Origin of the sequence: Streptomyces sp. NPDC047081, from assembly GCF_040643775.1 — a bacterium.
GTDB lineage: Bacteria > Actinomycetota > Actinomycetes > Streptomycetales > Streptomycetaceae > Streptomyces.
In genome coordinates this window covers 259,104-279,068 of the sequence record NZ_JBEYUY010000009.1, presented here as the reverse complement: position 1 = coordinate 279,068, position 19,965 = coordinate 259,104, and the positions used below count along the sequence as shown (strand labels likewise).

The window sequence follows — 19,965 nt, the reverse complement described above, 5'->3', positions numbered from 1 at the left end:
GGTGGGGCCGCTATCCGGCCACGGGGTACATCGCCCCGCGCCGGCCCTCCGGGGAGGCCAGCCACTCCAGTTTGGCCGCGGTGTTCGCCTCGTCCAGCGGGGTGTGCAGCACGATCGTGAGGTCCGGCCGGGCCGGCACCCGCATCGCCGTGGACTCCACGACCAGCAGCCCGACCAGCGGATGGTCGAGCTCCTTGCGGATCTGCCCGGCGTCCTCGATGTCCCGCTCGGCCCACATCGCCGCGAACTCCGGGCTGGAGCCGGTCAGTTCGGCCAGCAGCGTCCGGAAACCCCCGTCCTCGGGGCGGGCGGAGCTGGCGGCCCGGAACTGCGCGACGACCGTACGGGCGTTCTGCTCCCAGCTCTTGGAGCGGGACCGGTAGAGGGGGTCGGTGAAGAAGTCGACGAGGCAGTTCTGCGAGGTCCCCGAGCGCATGCCGAGCACGTTCGCGGCCGCATCGTTGTAAAGGACGCAGTTGTAGTACCCGTCCATGATGTGCGCCGGGTACGGCATCCAGGTGTCGATCAGCCGCCGCAGCCCCTCGCCCATGTCCCGCTTGTCCGGCGCGACCTCGGGCGCGGGCGGGTTCAGCCCGGCCAGCCGGTACAGGTGCCGCCGCTCGGCGTCGCCCATCCGCAGCACCCGTGCCACGGAGTCGAGGACCTGCGGTGACACCGAGATGTCCCGCCCCTGCTCCAGCCACTGGTACCAGGACGCCCCGACACCGGCCAGCACGGCGACCTCCTCGCGCCGCAGCCCGGGCGTACGGCGCCGGGCCCCGCCGTCCGGCAGACCCGCCTCGCCCGGCGAGACCCTCGCGCGCCGGCTCATCAGGAACTCGCGCAGCTCCCGCAGCCGGTGCGCCTTGCCCGCAGCCGTCTCGACGACCTCCGCCACGTGCCCAACTCCCCCGTCGACTCTGCCTGGTGGTGCCACCACCAGGACAACCTCCCGCTCCCCACGCCTATTCCGGCGCCCGCAGTCTCGTACCCATGGCGATCGACACCACCTCGACCACATCACCGAACACCGCTCCGCTCGACAACCCCCGGCTGTCGACGCGCGACCGGCTCGTCCTCTTCGTCCTGTGCGCGGCCCAGTTCATGGTCGCCCTGGACTTCTCCGTCCTGAACGTGGCCCTGCCGGTCCTCGGCGGTGACCTCGGCATGAGCACCTCCGCCCTGCAGTGGGCGGTGACCGCCTTCGCGCTGCCGTCCGGCGGGTTTCTGCTGCTGTTCGGCCGCGTCGGCGACCTCTACGGCCGCCGGAAGCTGTTCCTGACCGGGCTGGCCCTGTTCGGCGCGGCCTCAATGCTGGCGACCCTCGCCTGGGACCCGGCGTCCTTCCTGACCGGCCGCGCGCTGCAGGGCCTCGGCGCGGCGGCGATCGTGCCGACGGGCATGTCCCTGCTGACGACGACCTTCCCGGAGGGCCCGGCCCGCGACCGCGCCCTCGGCATCTCGGGGACGCTGCTCTCGCTGGGCTTCACGGTCGGCATGGTGGCCGGCGGCGTCCTCACCGACACCCTCGGCTGGCGCTCCACGATGGGCCTGCTGACCCTGTTCGCCCTGCTCGTGCTCCCGCTGGCCCCGGCCCTGCTGCCCGAGTCCCGGACGCCGGAGCGTCCGCGCCTGGACGTGCCCGGCGCGATCACCGTCACGGCGGGTCTGCTCTCCCTGATCTACGCCCTGTCGACCGCCGCCGATCACGGCTTCGCCCGTGCGGACGTCATCACGGCCCTGGCCGCGGGCGTCGTACTCATCACGGCCTTCGTGACGATCGAGTCCCGCAACGCCTCTCCCCTGGTCTCCCTGCCCATGCTGCGCCGCCGCACGGTGGCGTGGGGCAACCTGGGCGGTCTGGTGACCTTCTCGATGATGTCGACGGTGGTCTTCACCCTGACCCTCTACCTCCAGGACGTACTCCACCTGTCGGCCTTCCAGACGGGCCTGGTCTTCGGCGTCCAGGGCGTGCTGTCGGCGGTGGCAGGCACCTTCGCCCCGAGGGTCATCGGCCGCCTCGGCGCCCGCCGCACGCTGGTCGCCTCGCTGGCGGGCCAGGGGGTCCTGACGGCGGCGCTGCTGGGCCTGAACGCCCACACCTGGTCCGTCTGGCTCGCGGTGACCGCCGTGTCGCTGGCCAGCATGTGCCACCTGGGCGCGATCGTCTCGTACGGCCTGACCGTCACGTCCGGCGTCCCCGACGCCGAACAGGGCCTGGCCACCGGCCTGGTCACCTCCACCCAGCAGGTCGGCCTCACGATCGGCATCCCCCTGCTGGGCGTCCTGGCCACGACCTCCGATGACCTGCTGTCCGGGGCGCACACGGTGGTGGCGATCGACGCGGTGGTCGTCCTGCTCGCCGCGGCGCTGGTCGCCGTAGGCCTCAAGTCGCGCTCAGGGGCGGTCGAGACGGAGCCGCTCGGCGCGCGGTAGACCGGCCACGACCAGGTCGTACGAGTCCTCGACGAGCTCCCGGACCAGCCGGTCCGGGAGCTCACCGTCGACGGTGACGGTGTTCCAGTGCCGCTTGTTCATGTGATACCCGGGCACGATCAGCCCCGGGTGATCGGCACGCAGCCGGACCGCGTCCTCGGGGTCGCACTTGAGGTTGACGGTCAGGGGCCGAGCCCCGAGATTCGACAAGGCGAACAGCTTGCCCAGCACCTTGAAGACGGACGTCTCCGGATTGAACGGAAAGTCCTCCACGGTGGCATTGAAGGACAGACAGAACTCGCGCAGCTCCTCGGGACTCACTCCTCCTTCGCCTCCTCCTCGGACTGGTCCGCCGGGCTCAGGGGCTCCACCAGGACCGTGACGATCTTGTTGCGGCGCCCGGAGCCGGCCTCCGCGGTGAGGCGGAGTTCACGGCCGTCGGGGAGCTCCACGACGCTCGACGCCTCCGCGATGGGGACGCGGCCCAGAGCCTTGGCCAGCAGGCCACCGACCGTCTCCACGTCCTCGTCGTCGTACTCGTCGAGGCCGTACAGCTCGCCCAGGTCCGTGATGTCGAGGCGGGCCGTGACGCGGTAGCGGTCGTCGCCGAGGTCCTCGACCGGCGGGAGTTCGCGGTCGTACTCGTCGGTGATCTCGCCGACGATCTCCTCCAGGATGTCCTCGATGGTGACGATCCCGGCCGTGCCGCCGTACTCGTCGATGACGACGGCCACGTGGTTGCGCTCCTGCTGCATCTCGCGCAGCAGATCGCCGGCGTTCTTCGTGTCGGGCACGAACGCCGCGGGCCGCATGGCCGTCGAGACCAGCTCGGACTCGGCGTCCCGGCTGATGTGCGTCTTGCGGGCCAGGTCCTTGAGGTACACGATCCCGACGATGTCGTCCTCGCTCTCCCCGGTGACCGGAATGCGCGAGAAACCGGAGCGGAGCGCGAGGGTGAGGGCCTGGCGGATCGTCTTGTAGCGCTCGATGACGATCAGGTCGGTGCGCGGGACCATGACCTCCCGTACGAGGGTGTCGCTCAGCTCGAAGACCGAGTGCACCATCCGGCGCTCCTCGTCCTCGATCAGCGACTCCTTCTCGGCGAGGTCGACCAGCGCCCGCAGCTCCGCCTCGGAGGCGAACGGGCCGCGGCGGAAGCCCTTGCCGGGGGTCAGCGCGTTACCGATCAGGATCAGCAGGTTCGGGATCGGGCCCATGATCCGGGCCAGCGGCAGCAGCACGTACGCCGCCGCCGTCGCGGTGTTCAGCGGGTGCTGCCGGCCGATGGTGCGCGGCGAGACGCCGACGGCGACGTACGAGACGAGCACCATCACGCCGATCGCGGCCAGCAGCGCGCGGGTGGTGCCGGAGAACTGCTGGAGACAGGCGTACGTCACCATCGCCGCGGCCGCCATCTCGCAGGCCACGCGGACCAGCAGGGCGACGTTGAGGTAGCGGGTGGGGTCGGCGGCGACCTGCGCCAGCTTGGCGCTGCCGCGCCGCCCGGACCGTACGGCCTCCTCCGCGCGGAAGCTGGAGACCCGCGCGAGACCCGCCTCCGCGCAGGCGGCGAGCCACGCCACGACGACCAGGGCGACGGCGCCCGCGACGATCTGCGGACTCATGAGACGGTCGGCGCCGGGGACGGCCCGGTCAGACCCTTCTCAGCCCTCCAGCCATCCACGATGGCCGCCTGCAGACCGAACATCTCGGCCTTCTCGTCGGGCTCCTCGTGGTCGTACCCGAGGAGATGCAGCACCCCATGGACGGTGAGCAGCTGGAGCTCCTCGTCCATGGAGTGCTGTGTCTCGGCCTCCTCGCCCTGCTTCTTGGCGACCTCGGGACACAGCACGATGTCGCCGAGCAGCCCCTGCGGCGGCTCCTCGTCGTCCTTGCTGGGCGGCCGCAGCTCGTCCATCGGGAAGGACATGACGTCGGTGGGCCCCGGCAGGTCCATCCACTGGATGTGCAGCTGCTCCATGGCGTCGGCGTCCACGACGATCACCGAAAGCTCGGAGAGCGGGTGGATGCGCATCCGCGCGAGCGCGTAGCGGGCGATGTCGAGGATCGCCTGCTCGTCGACCTCGGTTCCGGACTCGTTGTTGACGTCGATCGACATGGTGCTGGCTTGTCTACTTCCGCTTGTTGCGGCCGCCCTTGTGGGTGCCGTTCTCCGTGCCGTGGTGGCTGTCGTACTTCTCGTACGCGTCGACGATACGGCCCACCAGCTTGTGCCGTACGACGTCATGGGACGTCAGCCGCGAGAAGTGCACGTCCTCGACCCCCTCCAGGATGTCCTGCACCTGCCGCAGACCCGACTTGGTGCCGTTCGGCAGGTCGACCTGCGTCACGTCACCCGTGATCACGATCTTCGACTCGAAGCCGAGCCGGGTGAGGAACATCTTCATCTGCTCGGGCGAGGTGTTCTGGGCCTCGTCCAGGATGATGAAGGCGTCATTGAGCGTCCTGCCGCGCATGTACGCCAGGGGCGCGACCTCGATCGTGCCGGCCGCCATCAGTCGTGGGATCGAGTCCGGGTCCAGCATGTCGTGCAGCGCGTCGTACAGCGGGCGCAGGTACGGGTCGATCTTCTCGTAGAGGGTGCCGGGCAGGAAGCCGAGCCGCTCGCCCGCCTCCACGGCGGGGCGGGTCAGGATGATGCGGTTGACCTGCTTGGACTGCAGGGCCTGCACCGCCTTGGCCATGGCGAGGTAGGTCTTGCCGGTACCGGCGGGGCCGATGCCGAAGACGATCGTGTGCTTGTCGATCGCGTCGACGTACCGCTTCTGGTTCAGGGTCTTGGGGCGGATCGTGCGGCCGCGCGAGGAGAGGATGTTCTGGGTGAGGACCTCGGCCGGGGTCTCCTGGCCGTCGTTCGTCCCGTTCTCACTCGCTCTGAGCATCGCGATCGAGCGTTCCACTGCGTCCTCCGTCATCGGCTGTCCGGTGCGGAGCACCAGCATCATCTCGTCGAACAGGCGCTGGACGATGGCGACTTCAGCGGCGTCGCCGACCGCGCTGATCTCATTGCCCCGGACGTGGATGTCGGCCGCCGGGAAGGCCTTCTCGATCACGCGCAGGAGGGAGTCGCCGGAACCCAGCACGGTGACCATCGGGTGCTGGGCAGGGACCGTGAACTGTGCTCTCGCCTGCCCCTGCGCGGGGGTGTGAGCTGTGGGTGTCTGAGTCATGGGCCGGCTCTGTAGGCCTTGCTCGTCCTCCTGAAAACGGCACGCTGCCCCGGTGGGCCGCCTGGCGGTTTCAAGGGTACGCCGGGGGACTGACAACGCCGTAGGGCTTTTCGCGGCCCGGGAACTCCCGCTACGCGGACCTGAAGCCGATCGTCGGCACCGCCCGCCGCAGCGGCCACGGTCTCGCCGCCGTCTCCTCCGGGACCAGGTCGTCCAGGAACGCGTACCGCCGCAGCGCCGCCGGCTCCTGGCCCTCCACCGACTGGACCTTGCGCCACCAGGCCCCGATCTCCGACCAGCCGGGCGCCGACAGCGAGCCGCCGAACTCCTGGACCGACAGCGCCGCCGTCAGTCCCGCGAAGGCCAGCCGGTCGGCCAGCGGCCAGTCGGCGAGGGTGCCGGTGACGAAGCCCGCCACGAAGACGTCGCCGGCGCCGGTCGGGTCGAGGGCCGCCACCTCGATCGCGGGGACCTCGGCGCTCTCGCCGGTGCGCCGGTCCACGGCGTACGCGCCCTCGGCACCCAGGGTGACGACGGCGAGCGGTACGTGCTCGGTGAGCGCGTGGGCGGCGGCGCGGGGGCAGTTCGCGCCGGTGTACCGCATCGCCTCCTCCGCGTTCGGCAGGAAGGCCTCGCAGTGCTCCAGGTCGGCGAGGCCCGCCAGGTCCCAGGCGCCGGTGTCGTCCCAGCCGACGTCGGCGAAGACGCGAGTGCCCTTGCTCGCGGCCTGGGCGATCCAGGGGGCGCGCTTGCCGGGCGTGAGGGAGGCGATGGCGGCGCGGGCGCGGGGCGGGCAGTCGGGGGCGGGCTCCTCCGGGGGCGGCTCGTGGCCGTGGGAGACCATCGTGCGCTCGCCCTCGTACGCCATCGAGACGGTGACCGGGGAGTGCCAGCCGGGCACGGTGCGCGAGGTGGCGAGGTCGATGTGCTCGCCGGTCTCCAGGGCGTCCCAGCAGTACTCGCCGTAGTGATCGTCGCCGAAGGCCGCCGCGAGGGACGTCTTCAGGCCGAGCCGGGCCAGCGCGGTGGCCATGTTGGCGACGCCGCCGGGGCTGGAACCCATCCCGCGCGCCCAGGACTCGGTCCCGCGCACCGGGGCGGAGTCGAGCCCGGTGAAGATGATGTCCAGGAAGACCGTGCCGGTCAGATACACGTCCCAGGGCGGATCGTCCGGTGTGCGCAGGGCGGCGAGCGGGTCGACCTGGACCTGGCAGGCCGCTCCCTCGGCGACGGACGACGGTCCCTTCCCGGTGGACGCGCTCGACGGGATCACGGTGCACTCCCTGAATGGTGCGGATCAGGCCAGTGTGCACCACACCACTGACAACCGGCCGCCACGCACGCCGCGGCCGGCGCTGTTCACCAGCGGGGCACCGTCGGCGTCACCCACTCCGGATCGGCCACCCGCATCGCCGCAGCGTCGTCCCGCTCGCGCAGCGCCCCGTCGTCGTCGAGCCACCGCCGGTGCAGGACCCGCAGCTTCTCGCGGTCGAGTTCGACGCCGAGACCCGGCGCGTCCGAGACGGTCACCCTGCCGTCCTCGAAGGTGAGCCGAGACGTCAGCACGTCCTCCGACTGCCAGGGATAGTGCGAGTCGCAGGCGTGGTGGAGGTCGGGGACGGTCGACGCGACATGGGTCATCGCGGCCAGGCTGATCCCCAGGTGGGTGTTGGAGTGCATGGACACCCCGACCCCGAACGTCCGGCAGATCGCGGCGAGTTGCTGGGTGTTGCGCAGCCCGCCCCAGTAGTGGTGGTCGGAGAGCACGACCTGCACGGCGTCCCTGACGAACGCCTCCCTGATCTCGGCGAAGGTCGTCACGCACATGTTGGTCGCGAGCGGCACGCCGGTGGCAGCGGAGACCTCGGCCATGGCGGGGGTGCCGAGCGCCGGGTCCTCCAGGTACTCCAGGACGTCCCCGAGCTCCTTCGCGACCTTCAGCGAAGTCGCCACGGACCAGGCGCCGTTGGGGTCGAGCCGGAGCGGATGCCCGGGAAAGGCCTCCGCGAGCGCCCGCACCGCGGCGATCTCCTCGTCCGGCGGGAAGACACCGCCCTTGAGCTTGAACGAGGTGAACCCGTACCGCTCCTTGAACAGCCGCGCCTGCGCCACGATCCCCGCCGGATCGACCGCGGTCCCCCAGTCGTCCTTCTCGCTCGCCACGCCCTCGGGGTGGCCGGCCCACTTGTAGAACAGGTACGCGCTGTACTCGACCGCGTCCCGCACCTTGCCGCCGAGCAGCGCGTGCACGGGCAGTCCGAGGGCCTTGCCGAGGGCGTCGAGGCAGGCGACCTCGAAGCCGGAGACGACGGAGAGGCGGAGCTTGTCGGCGGTCTGGACCCCGCGCAGCCCGCCGACGTCGACCTGCCCGGAGACCCGCGCTTCGTCGACGGCGACCTCGTCGGCGACCGTGAACAACCCGTTGAGATCGCCGACTTGACGACCCCTCAGCTTCTCCGCGAACGGCCGGGCGAGTTCCAGGTACTTGGTGTCCCCGTACGTCTCCCCGACCCCCGTGATCCCGTCGGCCGTCTCGACCTCGACGATCAGCCGGGGCGTGTACGGCTGGTGCACGCCCTGCGTGTTGAGCAGCGGCGGGTCGGCGACCAGGATCGGAGTCAGCCGTACGTCGGTGACCGTGAGGTTCACAGGGAGGCTCCTACGAGGTCGAGGCCGGTCGCGAGCAGGGACTGGAGTTCGGCCAGGTCGGCGGGGGACGGGTCGGTGAGCGGGGCGCGGACCGGGCCGACAGGGCGGCCGCGGAGCCGGGCCGCCGCCTTCACCAGGGAGACGGCGTATCCCGGTACCCGGTCGCGGAGTTCGACGAGCGGGACGTAGAAGTCGCGCAGCAGCCGGTCGACGGTCTTGTCGTCGCCGGTCCGCAGTGCGGTGAAGAAGGCGTTCGCGATCTCGGGCGCGAAGGCGTGCACGGCGGAGGAGTAGGCGGGGACGCCGACGGTGGCGTAGGCGCGGGCCTGGATCTCGGCGGTGGCGGCGCCGTTGAAGAAGAGGAAACCCTCGGGGGCGGCCAGGGTGAGGCGCTGGAGCCGGTCGAGGTCGCTGTGGCCGTCCTTGAGGCCGATGACGTTCGGGAGCGCCGCGATCCGCCTCAACGAGGCGGCCGTATAGGCGACTTGGCCGCGTTGGTAGGCGATGAGCGGGAGCCGGGTGCGGGCGGCGAGCTGCTCCAGCTGGACGACCAGGCCCTCCTGCGGGGCGGCGACCAGATAGTGCGGCAGCACCAGCAGGGCGTCGGCGCCGGCCTCCTCGGCGATGCGCGCGAACCGGACGGCCTGCGCCCAGCCGTACCCGGTCCCGGCGACGACGGGCACGCGTCCGCCCGCCTCCTCGACGGCGGTGGCCACGACCTGCCGGTACTCGTCCTCGTCGAGCGAGAAGAACTCGCCGGTGCCGCAGGCCGGGAAGAGGGCGCCCGGCGCGGTGGCGAGCTGGGCCGCGACATGGGCGCGGAAGCCCTCGGGGTCGAGGGAGCCGTCGTCGTGGAATGAGGTCAGCGGGAAGGAGAGCACGCCGTCCGCCATCCCGTCCCGCAGCCTGCCCGCGGTCGTCGCCGCCTCACCGGCCATGAGGTCTCCCCATATAGATGTCATCTATGTATGGAGACAGAGCCTAGATATGCGAACCGCGACAGTCAACGGGCGCGCACCGGCCGACTACCATCGCCCCATGTCGGAGACAGGTGGCGGCGTCCGTGAGGTGAAGTCGGCCGCGCGGACGGTCGAACTGCTGGAACTGCTCGCCGCACGCGGCGACCGGCCCGCAAGGCTGCAGGAGCTGGCGGACGCGCTGGGCGTGCCGCGCAGCTCGATGTACGCGCTGCTGCAGACCCTGATCGGCCGCGGCTGGGTGCGCACGGACATCACCGGCTCCCTCTACGGCATCGGCATCCACGCCCTGCTGACCGGCACGAGCTATCTGGACTCCGACCCTCGGGTACGGGCCGTACGCCCCTACCTCGACGAGGCGTCCGAGGCGCTCGGCGAGACCATCCACCTGGGCCGTCTGGACGGCCGGGACGTGGCGTACCTGGCGACCCGCGAGTCGCACGAGTACCTGCGCACGATCAGCCGCGTCGGCCGCCGCCTCCCGGCCCACGTGGGCGCCCTGGGCAAGGCCCTGCTGGCCGAACGCCCCGACACGGACCTCCCCGAGGGCCCGTACGAGTCCCTCACCCCCAACACCCACACGACCCGCGAGTCCCTCGCCGCCGACCTCGAGTCGGTCCGCGCCCGCGGCTATTCGATCGACCGCGAGGAGGGCGTCCTCGGCATCGTCGGCTTCGGCTTCGCACTCCGTTACGAGACTCCGGCACAGGACGCGATCAGCTGCTCGGTGCCGGTGGCGCGGCTGACTCCGGAACACGAGGAGCGGATCGTGGCGGTCATGCGGGAGATCCGGGCGAAGATCGAGGCCACGGCGCGGGGCGTCGGCGGCGCCGTGCACTGGCGCTAATCGGCGCCTCGTTTACCCGGCCCACCCAGCCCCAAACACAACGTGCGCCACATCACACCCCCCGCCCTTTTTCCGCAACCGGGTGCTTGATACAAATTCCTCGCGCGTTCCTGTCCGTCGACGGTCGTCGCCCAACCCCCTTTTTCTGAGCCGTCTTTTTCGCATGCCCTGGGAACGCCCGTGTTCGCCCGCACCACCGCCTGGCCCCTCGTCGCCCTTTTCACGGCCGGGTACCTCGCCCCGTACCTCCTCCCGACCACCGTCGGCCGCCTGGACTCGGGGCTTCCGCTGACCGCGACCCAGGCCGGCGCCATCGGCAGCGCCCTGCTGCTGAGTTCGGCGACCGCCGGGTTCGCGCTGGCCTCCCGGGTCGACCGGATCGGCCCCCGCACCCTCGCCCGCATCGGCCTCGCCCTCGCCGTCCTCGGCTACGGCACGGCCGCGATGACCGGCAACGTCTGGGTCGTGGTGGCGGGAGCCCTCGTCGGCGGGTTCGGATCCGGTACGGCTACGACGGTGGCCGCGACCGGGATCGCCGCGCAGCCGGATCCTCACCGCACGACCACGCTCGGGCTGCTCGGGGTCTCCGCGCTCGCCGGGGCGGTCTATCTGACGGTTCCGCACCTCGGCGCCGGGCACGGGCAGCCGCTCGCCGCGATCGCCCTCACGGCGCTCGCGGTCTGGCCGCTCACCGGGCGCCTGCCGCTCCGCACGGCAGTCGCACACACGCCGCTCGACGGCAGCCGTCTCCCCCATCTCCGCTCCGGTCTTGTCCTCGCGGCGGCCATGCTCTGCTGGTCCCTCGCGCAGAACTCGCTGTGGGGTGTCAGCGGGCGTATCGGCCTGGAGCAGGCGCACCTGGCGGAGGCGACCGTCGGCGTGGTCTTCGCGGTGGCGCTCGGGGCGGGGTTGTTCGGCGTGACGGTCGCGGGAGCGGTGGGACCGAGGTTCGGGCGGGCGGTGCCGGTGGGGGCGGGGACGGTGGTCATCGCGGGCTGCATTGTGCTGAGCGCGTCGGCTACCGGGCTGAAGAGCTTCGCGGTCGGTGAGATCGCGTGGAACCTGATCTATCCGGTGGTGCTTTCGTACGTCATCGGGCTGGCCGCTTCTTTGGATCCGCGGGGACGTTGGGCTGTGCTGGTGGGGTCGGCTTCGTCGCTGGGGACTGCGGCGGGGCCGCTGGCCGGGAGTGTGCTGGCGGCCCGGGCGGGGTTTGCCGTGATGGGGGTCGTCTTGGCGGTGGGGTTGTTGGTGATCGCCGTACCCATGACGGTTGTTGCCTTGCGTGCCGGTCGGTGGGGGCTTGTCGCGCAGTTCCCCGCGCCCCTGTCGGGGCGCGACAGCGCGACGGACGTTGCCAAGGCGGCCTAGAACTCGTACGCCTCCACCTCGGCCAAGTAGCGGGAGCGCCGTTCCTCGTCGTCCTCCAGGAAGGATGCCAGGAAGGAGTTTCGGGCCAGTTCCCGGAGGCGGTCCTCCGACAAACCCAAGCTCTTCTGAACGGCCTCGAAGTTGTCTCCCGCGTAACCCCCGAAGTACGCCGGGTCGTCGGAGTTCACCGTGCACATCAGGCCTGCGTCGAGCATCGTCGGCAGTGGGTGGTCGGCGAGGATGTCGACCGTGCGGAGGCGGACGTTGGAGAGCGGGCACAAGGTCAACGGGACGCGGTCTCGCACCAGCCGCTCTACCAGCTCCGGGTCCTCCATGCATCGCAGCCCGTGGTCCACCCGCTCCACGCCGAGGACGTCGAGGGCCTCCATGATGTACTCCGGCGGACCCTCCTCCCCTGCGTGTGCCACCCGTCGTAGGCCCAGCGCCGCCGCTGCCTCGTACACCTCGCGGAACTTCGCCGGCGGGTGGCCCACCTCCGCGGAGTCGAGGCCGATGCCGGTGATGCGGTCGAGGTGGGGTTTCGCGGACTCCAGGGTCGCCAGGGCCGACTCGGCGGACTCGTCGCGCAGGAAGCACATGATCAGGCGGGTCGACACGCCGTGGTTCGTCTCGCTGCTCCCCAGAGCGCGCCACAGGCCGTCCACCACCGTGGCCATCGCGACGCCCCGCGCGATGTGCGCCTGGGGGTCGAAGAAGATCTCCGCGTGCCGGACGCCCTGCGCTGCGGCGCGGGCGAGGTAGGCGTTCGCGAGGTCCTCGAAGTCCCGCTCGGTGCGCAGGACGGCCATGAGCTCGTAGTACAGGTTCAGGAAGGACTGGAGGTCCTCGAAGTCGTACGCCTTGCGGAGTTCGTCCTCGTCGGCGTACGGCAGTTCTACGCCGTTGCGGGCGGCGAGCTCGAAGGCGAGCTCGGGCTCCAGGGTGCCTTCGATGTGGAGGTGCAGTTCTGCTTTGGGGAGGGGCATCGCAGTATCGTACGGGTGTTTTATAGGCGTTTCGGAACCGGGATCCGGAGCAGGTCGTGCGCCACGGTCAGCTCGCCCTCGAATCCTGCTGCCCTCGCCTGACGTTCGAAGTCGTCGGGGTCCGTGTAGCGCTGGCTGAAGTGCGTGAGCACGAGATGCCGTACGCCCGCCTCGCGCGCGACCGTCGCCGCCTGGCCGGCGGTGAGGTGGCCGTGCTCCACCGCGAGGTCGGTGTCCTCGTCGAGGAAGGTCGACTCGATGACGAGCATGTCGCAGCCGTCCGCGAGGGCGTGCACGCCGTCGCACAGACGGGTGTCCATGACGAAGGCGAAGCGCTGGCCTCGGCGGATCTCGCTGACGTCGTCGAGCGAGACGCCGTTCAGCACGCCCTCGCGCTGGATGCGGCCCACGTCCGGGCCCTTGATGCCGTGTGCGGCGAGGCGGTCGGGGAGCATGCGGCGGCCGTCGGGTTCGGTGAGGCGGTAGCCGTAGGACTCGACGGGGTGCGAGAGCCGGCGGGCGTCGAGGGTGTACGCGGGCGTCACCGCGAGGTCGCCGTCCTTGTCGACGGGGGCCTCGGCGAGGGCGACCGTCTCGCGGTACGCCGTCGCGTGGCGCAGGCGGTCGAAGAAGCGCCGGCCGGACCTCGGGTAGTGGGCGGTGATCTCGTGCGGGACCCGGTCGAGGTTGATGCGCTGGATGACGCCCGCGAGGCCGAGGGAGTGGTCGCCGTGGAAGTGGGTGACGCAGATCCTGTTCAGGTCGTGCGCGGCGACTCCGGCGCGGAGCATCTGGCGCTGGGTGCCCTCGCCGGGGTCGAAGAGGATGCCCTCGCCGTCCCAGCGCAGGAAGTAGCCGTTGTGGTTGCGGTGCCGGGTGGGGACCTGGCTGGCTGTGCCGAGGATCACCAACTCGCGTACGGACATGGCGTGTTGGCTATCCGGGGGGCCACTGGAGGCCGCGGCCGCCGAGGATGTGCGCGTGCGCGTGGAAGACGGTCTGGCCCGCGCCGGCGCCGGTGTTGAAGACGATGCGGTAGCTGTCGAGCTTGTCCTCGTCGGCGACGGACTGGGCCTCGCGCAGGACGTCCGCGGCGATCGTCGGTTCGGCGGTGGCGAGGGTGACGGCGTTGGGGTAGTGGACCCTGGGGATCACCAGGACGTGCGTGGGGGCCTGGGGGTTGATGTCCCGGAAGGCGACGGTGGTCTCGGTCTCACGGACGATGGTCGCGGGGATGTGCCCCTCGACGATCTTGCAGAACAGGCAGTCGTCCTGCGGTTCCCCGGCCATGTGGATTCCTCCAGGTGGTTGATCGTCTGTGGGGGCATCGTATCGTCGTCAGGTGGGCATGCCCGGCGGGGTTTTCGCGGGACTGTTCTCCAGGGCCTCCAGCGCCAGCCTTATCGCCTCGTCCAGCTGGGTGTCGCGATCCGCCGCGTAGTCCTGCGGGCGCTGGACCACCTCCACGTCCGGCTCCACCCCCCGGTTCTCCACGCCCCACCCGTAACCCTCAAGCCAGATCGCGTACTTGGGCTGGGTGATGAGTGTGCCGTCGACCAGGTGGTAGCGGCTGTCGATGCCGATCACGCCGCCCCAGGTGCGCGTGCCCACCACCGGGCCGATGCCCAGGGCCTTGATCGCCGCGTTGACGATGTCGCCGTCGGAGCCGGACCACTCGTTGGCGACGGCGACCACCGGGCCGCGCGGGGCGTCCTCGGGATAGCTGTACGGGCGCATGCCGCGCGGCACGCCCCAGCCGACGATCCTGCGCGCCAGCTTCTCCACGACCAGCTGGGAGGTGTGGCCGCCCGCGTTCTCGCGGACGTCGACGACCAGGCCCTCGCGGGTCACCTCGACGCGCAGGTCGCGGTGGATCTGGGCCCAGCCGGGGGCCTGCATGTCGGGGACGTGGAGGTAGCCGAGGCGGCCGCCGGAGCGTTCGTGGACGTAGGCGCGGCGGTCGGCGACCCAGGCGTGGTAGCGCAGGGGCGTCTCGTCGGCGACCGGGACGACGACGGCGTGGCGGACGTCGCCGCCGCCGGAGGGCGAGATGGTCAGCTCGACCGGCTTGCCCGCCGTACCGACGAGGAGGGGGCCGGGGCCGGTGACCGGGTCGACGGGGTGGCCGGCGACCGCGACGATCGCGTCGCCGGGGCGGATCGCCACGCCGGGCGCGGCGAGCGGGGAGCGGGCGTCGGGGTCGGAGGTCTCGGCGGGGAGGATGCGGTCGACCCGCCAACTGCCGTCCTCGTGGCGGGAGATGTCCGCGCCGAGCAGGCCCTGCCGGGCGCCGTTGCCGTGGCCGCCGTGGGCGACGACGTACGCGTGCGAGGTGCCCAGCTCGCCCTGGATCTCCCAGAGCAGGTCGACGAGGTCGCCGTGGGTGGCGATGCGGTCGAGGACGGGGCGGTAGCGCTCCAGGACACCGTCCCAGTCGACGCCGCCCATGTCGGGGCGCCAGAAGTGGTCCCGCATGATGCGGCCCGTCTCCTCGTACATCTGCCGCCATTCCGCGGCCGGTTCGACGGTCTGGCGGACCCGGGTGAGGTCGACGGTGACGTTGGTGTCGCTGTCGTCGTCCCCCGAGGCGCGCCGGTCGCTGGGCACGACCTTGAGCCGGCCGTCGGTCATCAGCAGAACCCGCTTGCCGTCGCCGCTGACCTCGAAGTCGTCGGCGTCCGAGGCGAGGTACTCGACGCGCTGCTGGACGAGGTCGTACCGCTCCAGCTCGGTCTTGGGCTCGGGGGCGTCCGGGGTGGCCCGGGAGGAGCCGAGGACACCGCGCACCGGGTGGCGCAGCCACAGCACGCCGTCCTTGGCGGCGCGCAGGCCGGTGTAGCGGGCGGCCTCGACCGGGAAGGGCACGATCCGGTCGGCGAGGCCTTCGAGGTCGATACGGGTGGCGGGGGTGCCCTCGCTGTCGGGGGTCTCGTCCTTGTCGGGGGCGTCGAAGGGGCGTCCGTGCCGCTGCGGGCCGAAGGGCGACGGGGTGGTCGCCGCGAGGGTGATCAGGTGCGGGCGGTCGCCGGTCACGAAGGCGAGGTCGAAGACGTGCTCGTCGTAGACCGGGTCGAAGGAGCGGCTGGAGAGGAACGCGAGGTGCTTTCCGTCGAGGGTGAAGGCGGGGTCGTAGTCCTGGAAGCGGAGCGGGGTGGCCTCGGTGACCGAGAGGTCGGTGGTGTTGGCGAGCCGGAGCTGGCAGAGGGGGCGCGGGCCGGGGTGGGACCAAGCGAGCCACGCCGAGTCGGGCGAGAAGGCGAGGCCGGAGACCTCGCCGTCCTCGCTGCGGTCGACCTCGCGGACCTCGCCGGACTCGCGCTCGACGAGCAGCAGCCGTCCGTCGTGCGAGGCGACCGCGGTACGGCTGCCGTCCGGGGCGACCTGGAGCTCAAGGACCCGGCCGAGCTGCCCGGCGGCGATCCGGCGCGGCCGGGAGCCCGGCGCGAGCCCGGTGGCCGGGGCGAACTCCAGGGCGTCGTCGCCCTCGGCGTCCGTCACCCACACCACCCACTCCTCGCCCTCGACCCGGAAGGTGCGCGGCAGCCGGGCCCGTACGCCGGGTTCGGCCGCGAGGGCGCGGGCCGGGCCGGAGCGGTGGGTGATCCAGTGGACGGCGCCGCGCACTTCGATGGCGCTGCCGCGCGCGGTGCGGTCGGGCGCGGCCGACTCCAGACGCCGGGCGGCGTTCACGGGGAAGGGCTGGAGTCCCGCGCGCGGCCCGCCGAGCCGGACGTCCAGGCGGCGCGGCTCGGCCCCGTCGAGGTCGTCCAGCAGCCACAGCTCACCGGCGGCCGAGTACACGACACGGGTGCCGTCGCCGGCGGCCTGGCGGGCGTAGAAGCCGTCGAGGGGAGTGTGCCGCCGTAGATCCGACCCATCGGCCAGGGAGGAGTACAGCGCGCCGGTGCCTTCGTGGTCGGAGAGGAAGGCGATCCGCTCCCCCGCCCACACAGGGTGCTCGATGTTCCCGTCCAGCTCCTCGTGCAGCCGTACGAACTCCCCGTCCCCGTCCCGGTCGATCCACAGCTTGCCCGCCGTACCGCCCTTGTACCGCTTCCACCAGGCGGCCTCGGACTGCATCGGCGCGGTGGCGAGGACCGTGTGCGGGCCGTGGGCGACACCGCCGACCGGGCCGTACGGGAGGGTGGTGGCGGGGCCGCCGTCGAGGGGGACGGCGTACGCCCAGGTCCGGCGCGAACTGGCCCTGCCGTGCGCACTGGTGACCAGGACCTGCCCGTCCGGGGTCCAGCCGCGCACCCGGGCCCCCCAGCCACCCCAGTACGTCAGTCGCCGGGACGGACCGCCATCCACCGGAGCCACATGCACCTCGGCGGCGCCGTCGCGGGTGGAGCTCCAGGCGACGGTGGTGCCGTCGGGCGAGATGCGGGGCTGGTTCACCGGCACGTGGTCCGCGCTGACCCGCCGGGCCCAGCCGCCGTCGAGCGGGGCGAGCCACACGTCGTCCTCGGCCGTGAAGGCCACCAACTCGCCGTGCACATGCGGGAAGCGGAGATACGCCGGAGCTGTGGGCTGCGTCACGCGATCACCCTATGCAGCGGTGGCGTCGCAGGTCGGCGGTTTTGATCACTTGCCCTCGACGGGCCAGCACGTCGGGTCGCCCTTGCACCAGATCGTCTTGGTGACGGTCACCGTGACGGTGGGCCCGGGCTGCTGGCCGTTGCCGTTGCTGGGGTTGGAGATCGGCGAGGGGGTCGCGTTGCAGTTGCCCAGCCCGGTGACATGGAACCAGGTCTTCCCACCGACCTTGGCGGTCAGATCCCCCCGCACACACGCACCGTCGACAGCCCGGGTCACCTTCCCGGTGACGGTGATGTCCTTCCCGTCCTTGGTCTGCCCCTGGCAGTCCACGTTGGCGACGGTGGTCTCACTCGCCGAGGGCGTCGACTTCCCCGGCGTATAAGCCTTGTCGTTGTTCCCGTAGTTGGCGGTGCAGCTGAGCCACTGCACGTCGACGTGCTGGTTCTCCAGCTCCTTGGTCGCGGTCTGATCGGTCGTGTACGCCACGGACGCGGAACTGATCCCGGTCGGATCACACGCGACGACCCCACCCACGACGACCACCGCAAGCCCTGCCACCGCCGCGGCCCTTGCCGCCCGCGGTCGACGCCAAACCCGCCTCAACGCCCCCATGAAGGGCAGCCTGCCACCGAGTCCGCGCCGACGGTAGAGCGCATACGGTCACGAAAGCGCCCCGAAAAGGCCGCCTCACCCCCGCAGCAGCAACCACTCCTGCAGCTCCACCAAGTTGCCCTCGGGATCCTTGAGATGGGCCACGCGCATGCGGTCCGTCATGGGGGCGGGGCCCTGCAGCAGGATCGCGCCGCGCTCCGTGATCTGCTCGCAGTACGTGTCCAGGTCGTCGACCCGCAGCACCACCAGCGACCGGTGCCCGGTGGCCGCGTCGCCCAGTTCCCCCAGTACCTCGGCCATCATCGCGCGGTCCTGGAGGGCGATGCCCGCCGAGCCGGTGGCCGGGCTGAACTTCTCGTACGGGCCCTCGGTCGAGCCCGACTGCGGCTTGAGGCCGAGCGTCTCGGCGTAGAAGCGGTAGCAGGCGGCGAAGTCGCTCACGAGGAGCCGGACCTGGGCGAGTTCCACGGTTGTCCCCCTGTCGTCAGGACCAGCGGCCGGTACGGCCCAGGAGCAGGGCCGCGGCCGCGGTCCCGGCGGTCGATGTACGCATCACGGTAGGCCCCATGACGTACGCCTTCGCGCCCGCCTCCTCGAAGAGCGCCAACTCGTCCTTGGCGACGCCCCCTTCGGGCCCCACGACCAGCACGATCTCGCCCTGGGCGGGGAGTTCGGCGGTGGCCAGGGACGTACTGGCGTGCTCGAAGTCCGAGTGGAGTACGGCGGCGAAGTCGGCTTTGGCGAGAAGTGCGGCAACCTGCTTGGTCGTTGCCGCGTCCGCGACCTCAGGAAAGCGCACCCGGCGGGACTGCTTGCCCGCCTCACGGGCCGTCGCCCGCCACTTGCCGAGCGCCTTCAGCCCCCGCTCGCCCTTCCACTGGGTGATGCAACGGGCCGCCTGCCAGGGCACGATGCCGTCGACACCGACCTCGGTCATGGTCTCCACGGCGAGTTCGCCCCGGTCGCCCTTGGGCAGCGCCTGGACGACAGTGATGCGGGGCGCGGGTTCCGGTTCCTCCGTCACCGGCCCCGGACGGACCACCAGCCGGTCCTTACCCTCGGCCGCCAGCACCTCGCACTCCGCCCAGCGCCCGGCGCCGTCGGTGAGCACGACCGTCTCGCCGGGCTGGAGCCGCTTCACGGAGACCGCGTGCCGCCCCTCGGGCCCGTCGAGCACGAACTGGCCGCCCGCGCCCCCGAGTTGGTCGACGACGAACACCGGCGCGGTCATCGCAGGTCCCCCTTGCCCGACAACGCTGTCTTGGCAGCGTCGAGTTCGGCGGCCAGCACCTCGACCAGCTGGCCGGCGGGCAGCTCACGCGCCAGGCGGTGCCCCTGCCCGGCCCACAGCGCCATGCCCTGCGCGTCGCCCGCCGCGGCGGCCTTCTTGCGCAGCGGCGCGGTGATGTGGTGGACCTCGGGGTAGGCGGCGGGGGCGTACGGGCCGTGCTCGCGCATGAAGCGGTTGACCAGGCCGCGGGCCGGGCGGCCGGAGAAGGCGCGGGTCAACTCCGTACGGGTGAACAGGGGGTTGGTCAGCGCCTGCTTGTGGACGGCGTTGGCGCCGGACTCGGGGGTGGCGACGAACGCGGTGCCGAGCTGGGCCGCGGTCGCGCCGGCCGCGAGGACGGCGGCGATCTGCGAGCCGCGCATGATGCCGCCGGCGGCGACGACCGGCAGGTTCACGGTCTCGCGGACCTGCGCGACGAGCGACAGCAGTCCGATGCCGGAGCCGTCGTTCTCCGGGACGTCCCGGTGGGTGCCCTGGTGGCCGCCGGCCTCCACGCCCTGTGCGATCACCGCGTCGGCACCGGCCCGCTCCACGGCGAGGGCCTCCTCCGGGGTGGTCGCGGTGACCAGGGTGAAGGTGCCGACGCGGCGCAGGGATTCCAGGACCTCGCTGCTGGGGACACCGAAGTGGAAGGAAACGATCGGCACCGGGTTGTCGAGGAGTACGGCGAGCTTGGCGTCGTAACCGTCGTCGCGGCCGCTGTCCGGGTCGCCGAGCTCGGTCTCGTACCAGGCGGCCTCGCCGGCCAGCTGATGTGTGTAGATCTCCACCGCGCCCGGGTCCGCGTACTCCGGCTGCGGCATGAACAGGTTCACGCCGAAGGGGCGGCTCATCAGCCCCCGGAGCTGCTTGATCTCCTGGTACATACCGTCGGCCGTCTTGTACCCGGCGGCCAGGAACCCCAGCCCGCCGGCCTCGGACACGGCCTGCGCCAGATGCGGCACGGAGACGCCGCCCGCCATGGGGGCCTGCACGATCGGATGCGGGAAGAGATCGGTCAGCGCGGAGGACATGACCGCATGTTGTCACGTCCTCCGAACAAGTCCGAATCGGGCCGCCGCCTTGG

General features: G+C 71.6%; 19 protein-coding genes. 3 read left to right on the top strand and 16 right to left on the bottom strand.

What is annotated here, in order from left to right:
• Positions 1 to 10: 10 nt before the first annotated feature.
• Positions 11 to 898: a helix-turn-helix transcriptional regulator gene (locus ABZ848_RS19830; RefSeq protein WP_360833391.1), complete on the bottom strand. Its 888-nt coding sequence runs from the start codon at positions 896 to 898 to the stop codon at positions 11 to 13.
• Between the two features lie 95 nt (positions 899 to 993).
• Here ABZ848_RS19830 and ABZ848_RS19825 point away from each other — a divergent pair, with 95 nt between their 5' ends.
• Positions 994 to 2,436 (top strand): MFS transporter, encoded by a 1,443-nt coding sequence (locus ABZ848_RS19825; protein WP_360833389.1) that lies wholly within the window; start codon positions 994 to 996, stop codon positions 2,434 to 2,436.
• Here ABZ848_RS19825 and ABZ848_RS19820 read toward each other — a convergent pair.
• The 7 genes from ABZ848_RS19820 to ABZ848_RS19790 form a co-directional block, all read right to left on the bottom strand.
• Positions 2,398 to 2,757: an MmcQ/YjbR family DNA-binding protein gene (locus ABZ848_RS19820; protein WP_360833387.1), complete on the bottom strand. Its 360-nt coding sequence runs from the start codon at positions 2,755 to 2,757 to the stop codon at positions 2,398 to 2,400. The two genes, ABZ848_RS19825 and ABZ848_RS19820, sit on opposite strands and share 39 nt — an antisense overlap.
• Complete coding sequence (locus ABZ848_RS19815; protein ID WP_360833385.1) at positions 2,754 to 4,061, bottom strand: hemolysin family protein; 1,308 nt, start codon at positions 4,059 to 4,061, stop codon at positions 2,754 to 2,756. Before ABZ848_RS19815 ends, ABZ848_RS19820 begins: the two co-directional genes overlap by 4 nt.
• Positions 4,058 to 4,555, bottom strand: a complete 498-nt coding sequence (ybeY, locus tag ABZ848_RS19810; RefSeq protein ID WP_360833383.1) for an rRNA maturation RNase YbeY — start codon at positions 4,553 to 4,555, stop codon at positions 4,058 to 4,060. Before ybeY ends, ABZ848_RS19815 begins: the two co-directional genes overlap by 4 nt.
• Before the next feature lie 13 nt (positions 4,556 to 4,568).
• A complete protein-coding gene (locus ABZ848_RS19805; protein ID WP_360833381.1) occupies positions 4,569 to 5,627 on the bottom strand; it encodes a PhoH family protein in 1,059 nt (352 codons plus the stop codon).
• A gap of 130 nt (positions 5,628 to 5,757) precedes the next feature.
• Entirely contained in the window at positions 5,758 to 6,900 is a 1,143-nt protein-coding gene (locus ABZ848_RS19800; RefSeq protein ID WP_360833379.1) for a PfkB family carbohydrate kinase, read from the bottom strand.
• A gap of 86 nt (positions 6,901 to 6,986) precedes the next feature.
• Positions 6,987 to 8,276, bottom strand: coding sequence for a glucarate dehydratase family protein (locus tag ABZ848_RS19795; RefSeq protein WP_360833377.1), 1,290 nt, complete (start codon positions 8,274 to 8,276; stop codon positions 6,987 to 6,989).
• On the bottom strand, positions 8,273 to 9,214 hold the full coding sequence (locus tag ABZ848_RS19790) for a 5-dehydro-4-deoxyglucarate dehydratase (RefSeq protein WP_360833375.1): 942 nt from the start codon (positions 9,212 to 9,214) through the stop codon (positions 8,273 to 8,275). The genes ABZ848_RS19795 and ABZ848_RS19790 overlap by 4 nt, the downstream gene beginning before the upstream one ends.
• A 100-nt stretch (positions 9,215 to 9,314) precedes the next feature.
• Here ABZ848_RS19790 and ABZ848_RS19785 point away from each other — a divergent pair, with 100 nt between their 5' ends.
• Together ABZ848_RS19785 and ABZ848_RS19780 are read left to right on the top strand one after the other, a co-directional pair.
• On the top strand, positions 9,315 to 10,100 hold the full coding sequence (locus tag ABZ848_RS19785) for an IclR family transcriptional regulator (protein WP_360833373.1): 786 nt from the start codon (positions 9,315 to 9,317) through the stop codon (positions 10,098 to 10,100).
• Between the two features lie 180 nt (positions 10,101 to 10,280).
• Positions 10,281 to 11,471, top strand: coding sequence for an MFS transporter (locus tag ABZ848_RS19780; protein ID WP_360833371.1), 1,191 nt, complete (start codon positions 10,281 to 10,283; stop codon positions 11,469 to 11,471).
• On the opposite strand, the gene ABZ848_RS19775 is transcribed toward ABZ848_RS19780, so the two are convergent.
• The 8 genes from ABZ848_RS19775 to ABZ848_RS19740 all read right to left on the bottom strand — a co-directional run bounded on the left by ABZ848_RS19775 (position 11,468) and on the right by ABZ848_RS19740 (position 19,912).
• On the bottom strand, positions 11,468 to 12,457 hold the full coding sequence (locus ABZ848_RS19775) for an adenosine deaminase (protein ID WP_360833369.1): 990 nt from the start codon (positions 12,455 to 12,457) through the stop codon (positions 11,468 to 11,470). The two genes, ABZ848_RS19780 and ABZ848_RS19775, sit on opposite strands and share 4 nt — an antisense overlap.
• Positions 12,458 to 12,477: 20 nt before the next feature.
• Complete coding sequence (locus ABZ848_RS19770) at positions 12,478 to 13,383, bottom strand: ribonuclease Z (RefSeq protein ID WP_360833367.1); 906 nt, start codon at positions 13,381 to 13,383, stop codon at positions 12,478 to 12,480.
• 10 nt (positions 13,384 to 13,393) lie between these two features.
• Positions 13,394 to 13,747: a histidine triad nucleotide-binding protein gene (locus ABZ848_RS19765; RefSeq protein ID WP_360833365.1), complete on the bottom strand. Its 354-nt coding sequence runs from the start codon at positions 13,745 to 13,747 to the stop codon at positions 13,394 to 13,396.
• Positions 13,748 to 13,795: 48 nt separating this feature from the next.
• Positions 13,796 to 16,996, bottom strand: coding sequence for a S41 family peptidase (locus ABZ848_RS19760; protein ID WP_360833363.1), 3,201 nt, complete (start codon positions 16,994 to 16,996; stop codon positions 13,796 to 13,798).
• Between the two features lie 45 nt (positions 16,997 to 17,041).
• Positions 17,042 to 17,608 (bottom strand): hypothetical protein, encoded by a 567-nt coding sequence (locus ABZ848_RS19755; RefSeq protein WP_360833361.1) that lies wholly within the window; start codon positions 17,606 to 17,608, stop codon positions 17,042 to 17,044.
• Between the two features lie 75 nt (positions 17,609 to 17,683).
• Complete coding sequence (locus ABZ848_RS19750; protein ID WP_360833359.1) at positions 17,684 to 18,076, bottom strand: VOC family protein; 393 nt, start codon at positions 18,074 to 18,076, stop codon at positions 17,684 to 17,686.
• A 16-nt stretch (positions 18,077 to 18,092) separates the two neighbouring features.
• Positions 18,093 to 18,839, bottom strand: a complete 747-nt coding sequence (locus ABZ848_RS19745; RefSeq protein WP_360833357.1) for a 16S rRNA (uracil(1498)-N(3))-methyltransferase — start codon at positions 18,837 to 18,839, stop codon at positions 18,093 to 18,095.
• A complete protein-coding gene (locus ABZ848_RS19740) occupies positions 18,836 to 19,912 on the bottom strand; it encodes a nitronate monooxygenase (RefSeq protein WP_360833355.1) in 1,077 nt (358 codons plus the stop codon). The genes ABZ848_RS19745 and ABZ848_RS19740 overlap by 4 nt, the downstream gene beginning before the upstream one ends.
• Positions 19,913 to 19,965: the final 53 nt, after the last annotated feature.

Excerpts from the sequence above, each read along its gene's own strand:
- ABZ848_RS19775 (WP_360833369.1), bottom strand. The coding sequence starts at position 12,457 with ATGCCCCTCCCCAAAGCAGAACTGCACCTCCACATCGAAGGCACCCTG.
- ABZ848_RS19745 (WP_360833357.1), bottom strand. The coding sequence starts at position 18,839 with ATGACCGCGCCGGTGTTCGTCGTCGACCAACTCGGGGGCGCGGGCGGC.
- ABZ848_RS19770 (WP_360833367.1), bottom strand. The coding sequence starts at position 13,383 with ATGTCCGTACGCGAGTTGGTGATCCTCGGCACAGCCAGCCAGGTCCCC.
- ABZ848_RS19805 (WP_360833381.1), bottom strand. The coding sequence starts at position 5,627 with ATGACTCAGACACCCACAGCTCACACCCCCGCGCAGGGGCAGGCGAGA.
- ABZ848_RS19765 (WP_360833365.1), bottom strand. The coding sequence starts at position 13,747 with ATGGCCGGGGAACCGCAGGACGACTGCCTGTTCTGCAAGATCGTCGAG.
- ABZ848_RS19740 (WP_360833355.1), bottom strand. The coding sequence starts at position 19,912 with ATGTCCTCCGCGCTGACCGATCTCTTCCCGCATCCGATCGTGCAGGCC.
- ybeY (WP_360833383.1), bottom strand. The coding sequence starts at position 4,555 with ATGTCGATCGACGTCAACAACGAGTCCGGAACCGAGGTCGACGAGCAG.
- ABZ848_RS19815 (WP_360833385.1), bottom strand. The coding sequence starts at position 4,061 with ATGAGTCCGCAGATCGTCGCGGGCGCCGTCGCCCTGGTCGTCGTGGCG.
- ABZ848_RS19825 (WP_360833389.1), top strand. The coding sequence starts at position 994 with ATGGCGATCGACACCACCTCGACCACATCACCGAACACCGCTCCGCTC.
- ABZ848_RS19790 (WP_360833375.1), bottom strand. The coding sequence starts at position 9,214 with ATGGCCGGTGAGGCGGCGACGACCGCGGGCAGGCTGCGGGACGGGATG.
- ABZ848_RS19755 (WP_360833361.1), bottom strand. The coding sequence starts at position 17,608 with ATGGGGGCGTTGAGGCGGGTTTGGCGTCGACCGCGGGCGGCAAGGGCC.
- ABZ848_RS19785 (WP_360833373.1), top strand. The coding sequence starts at position 9,315 with ATGTCGGAGACAGGTGGCGGCGTCCGTGAGGTGAAGTCGGCCGCGCGG.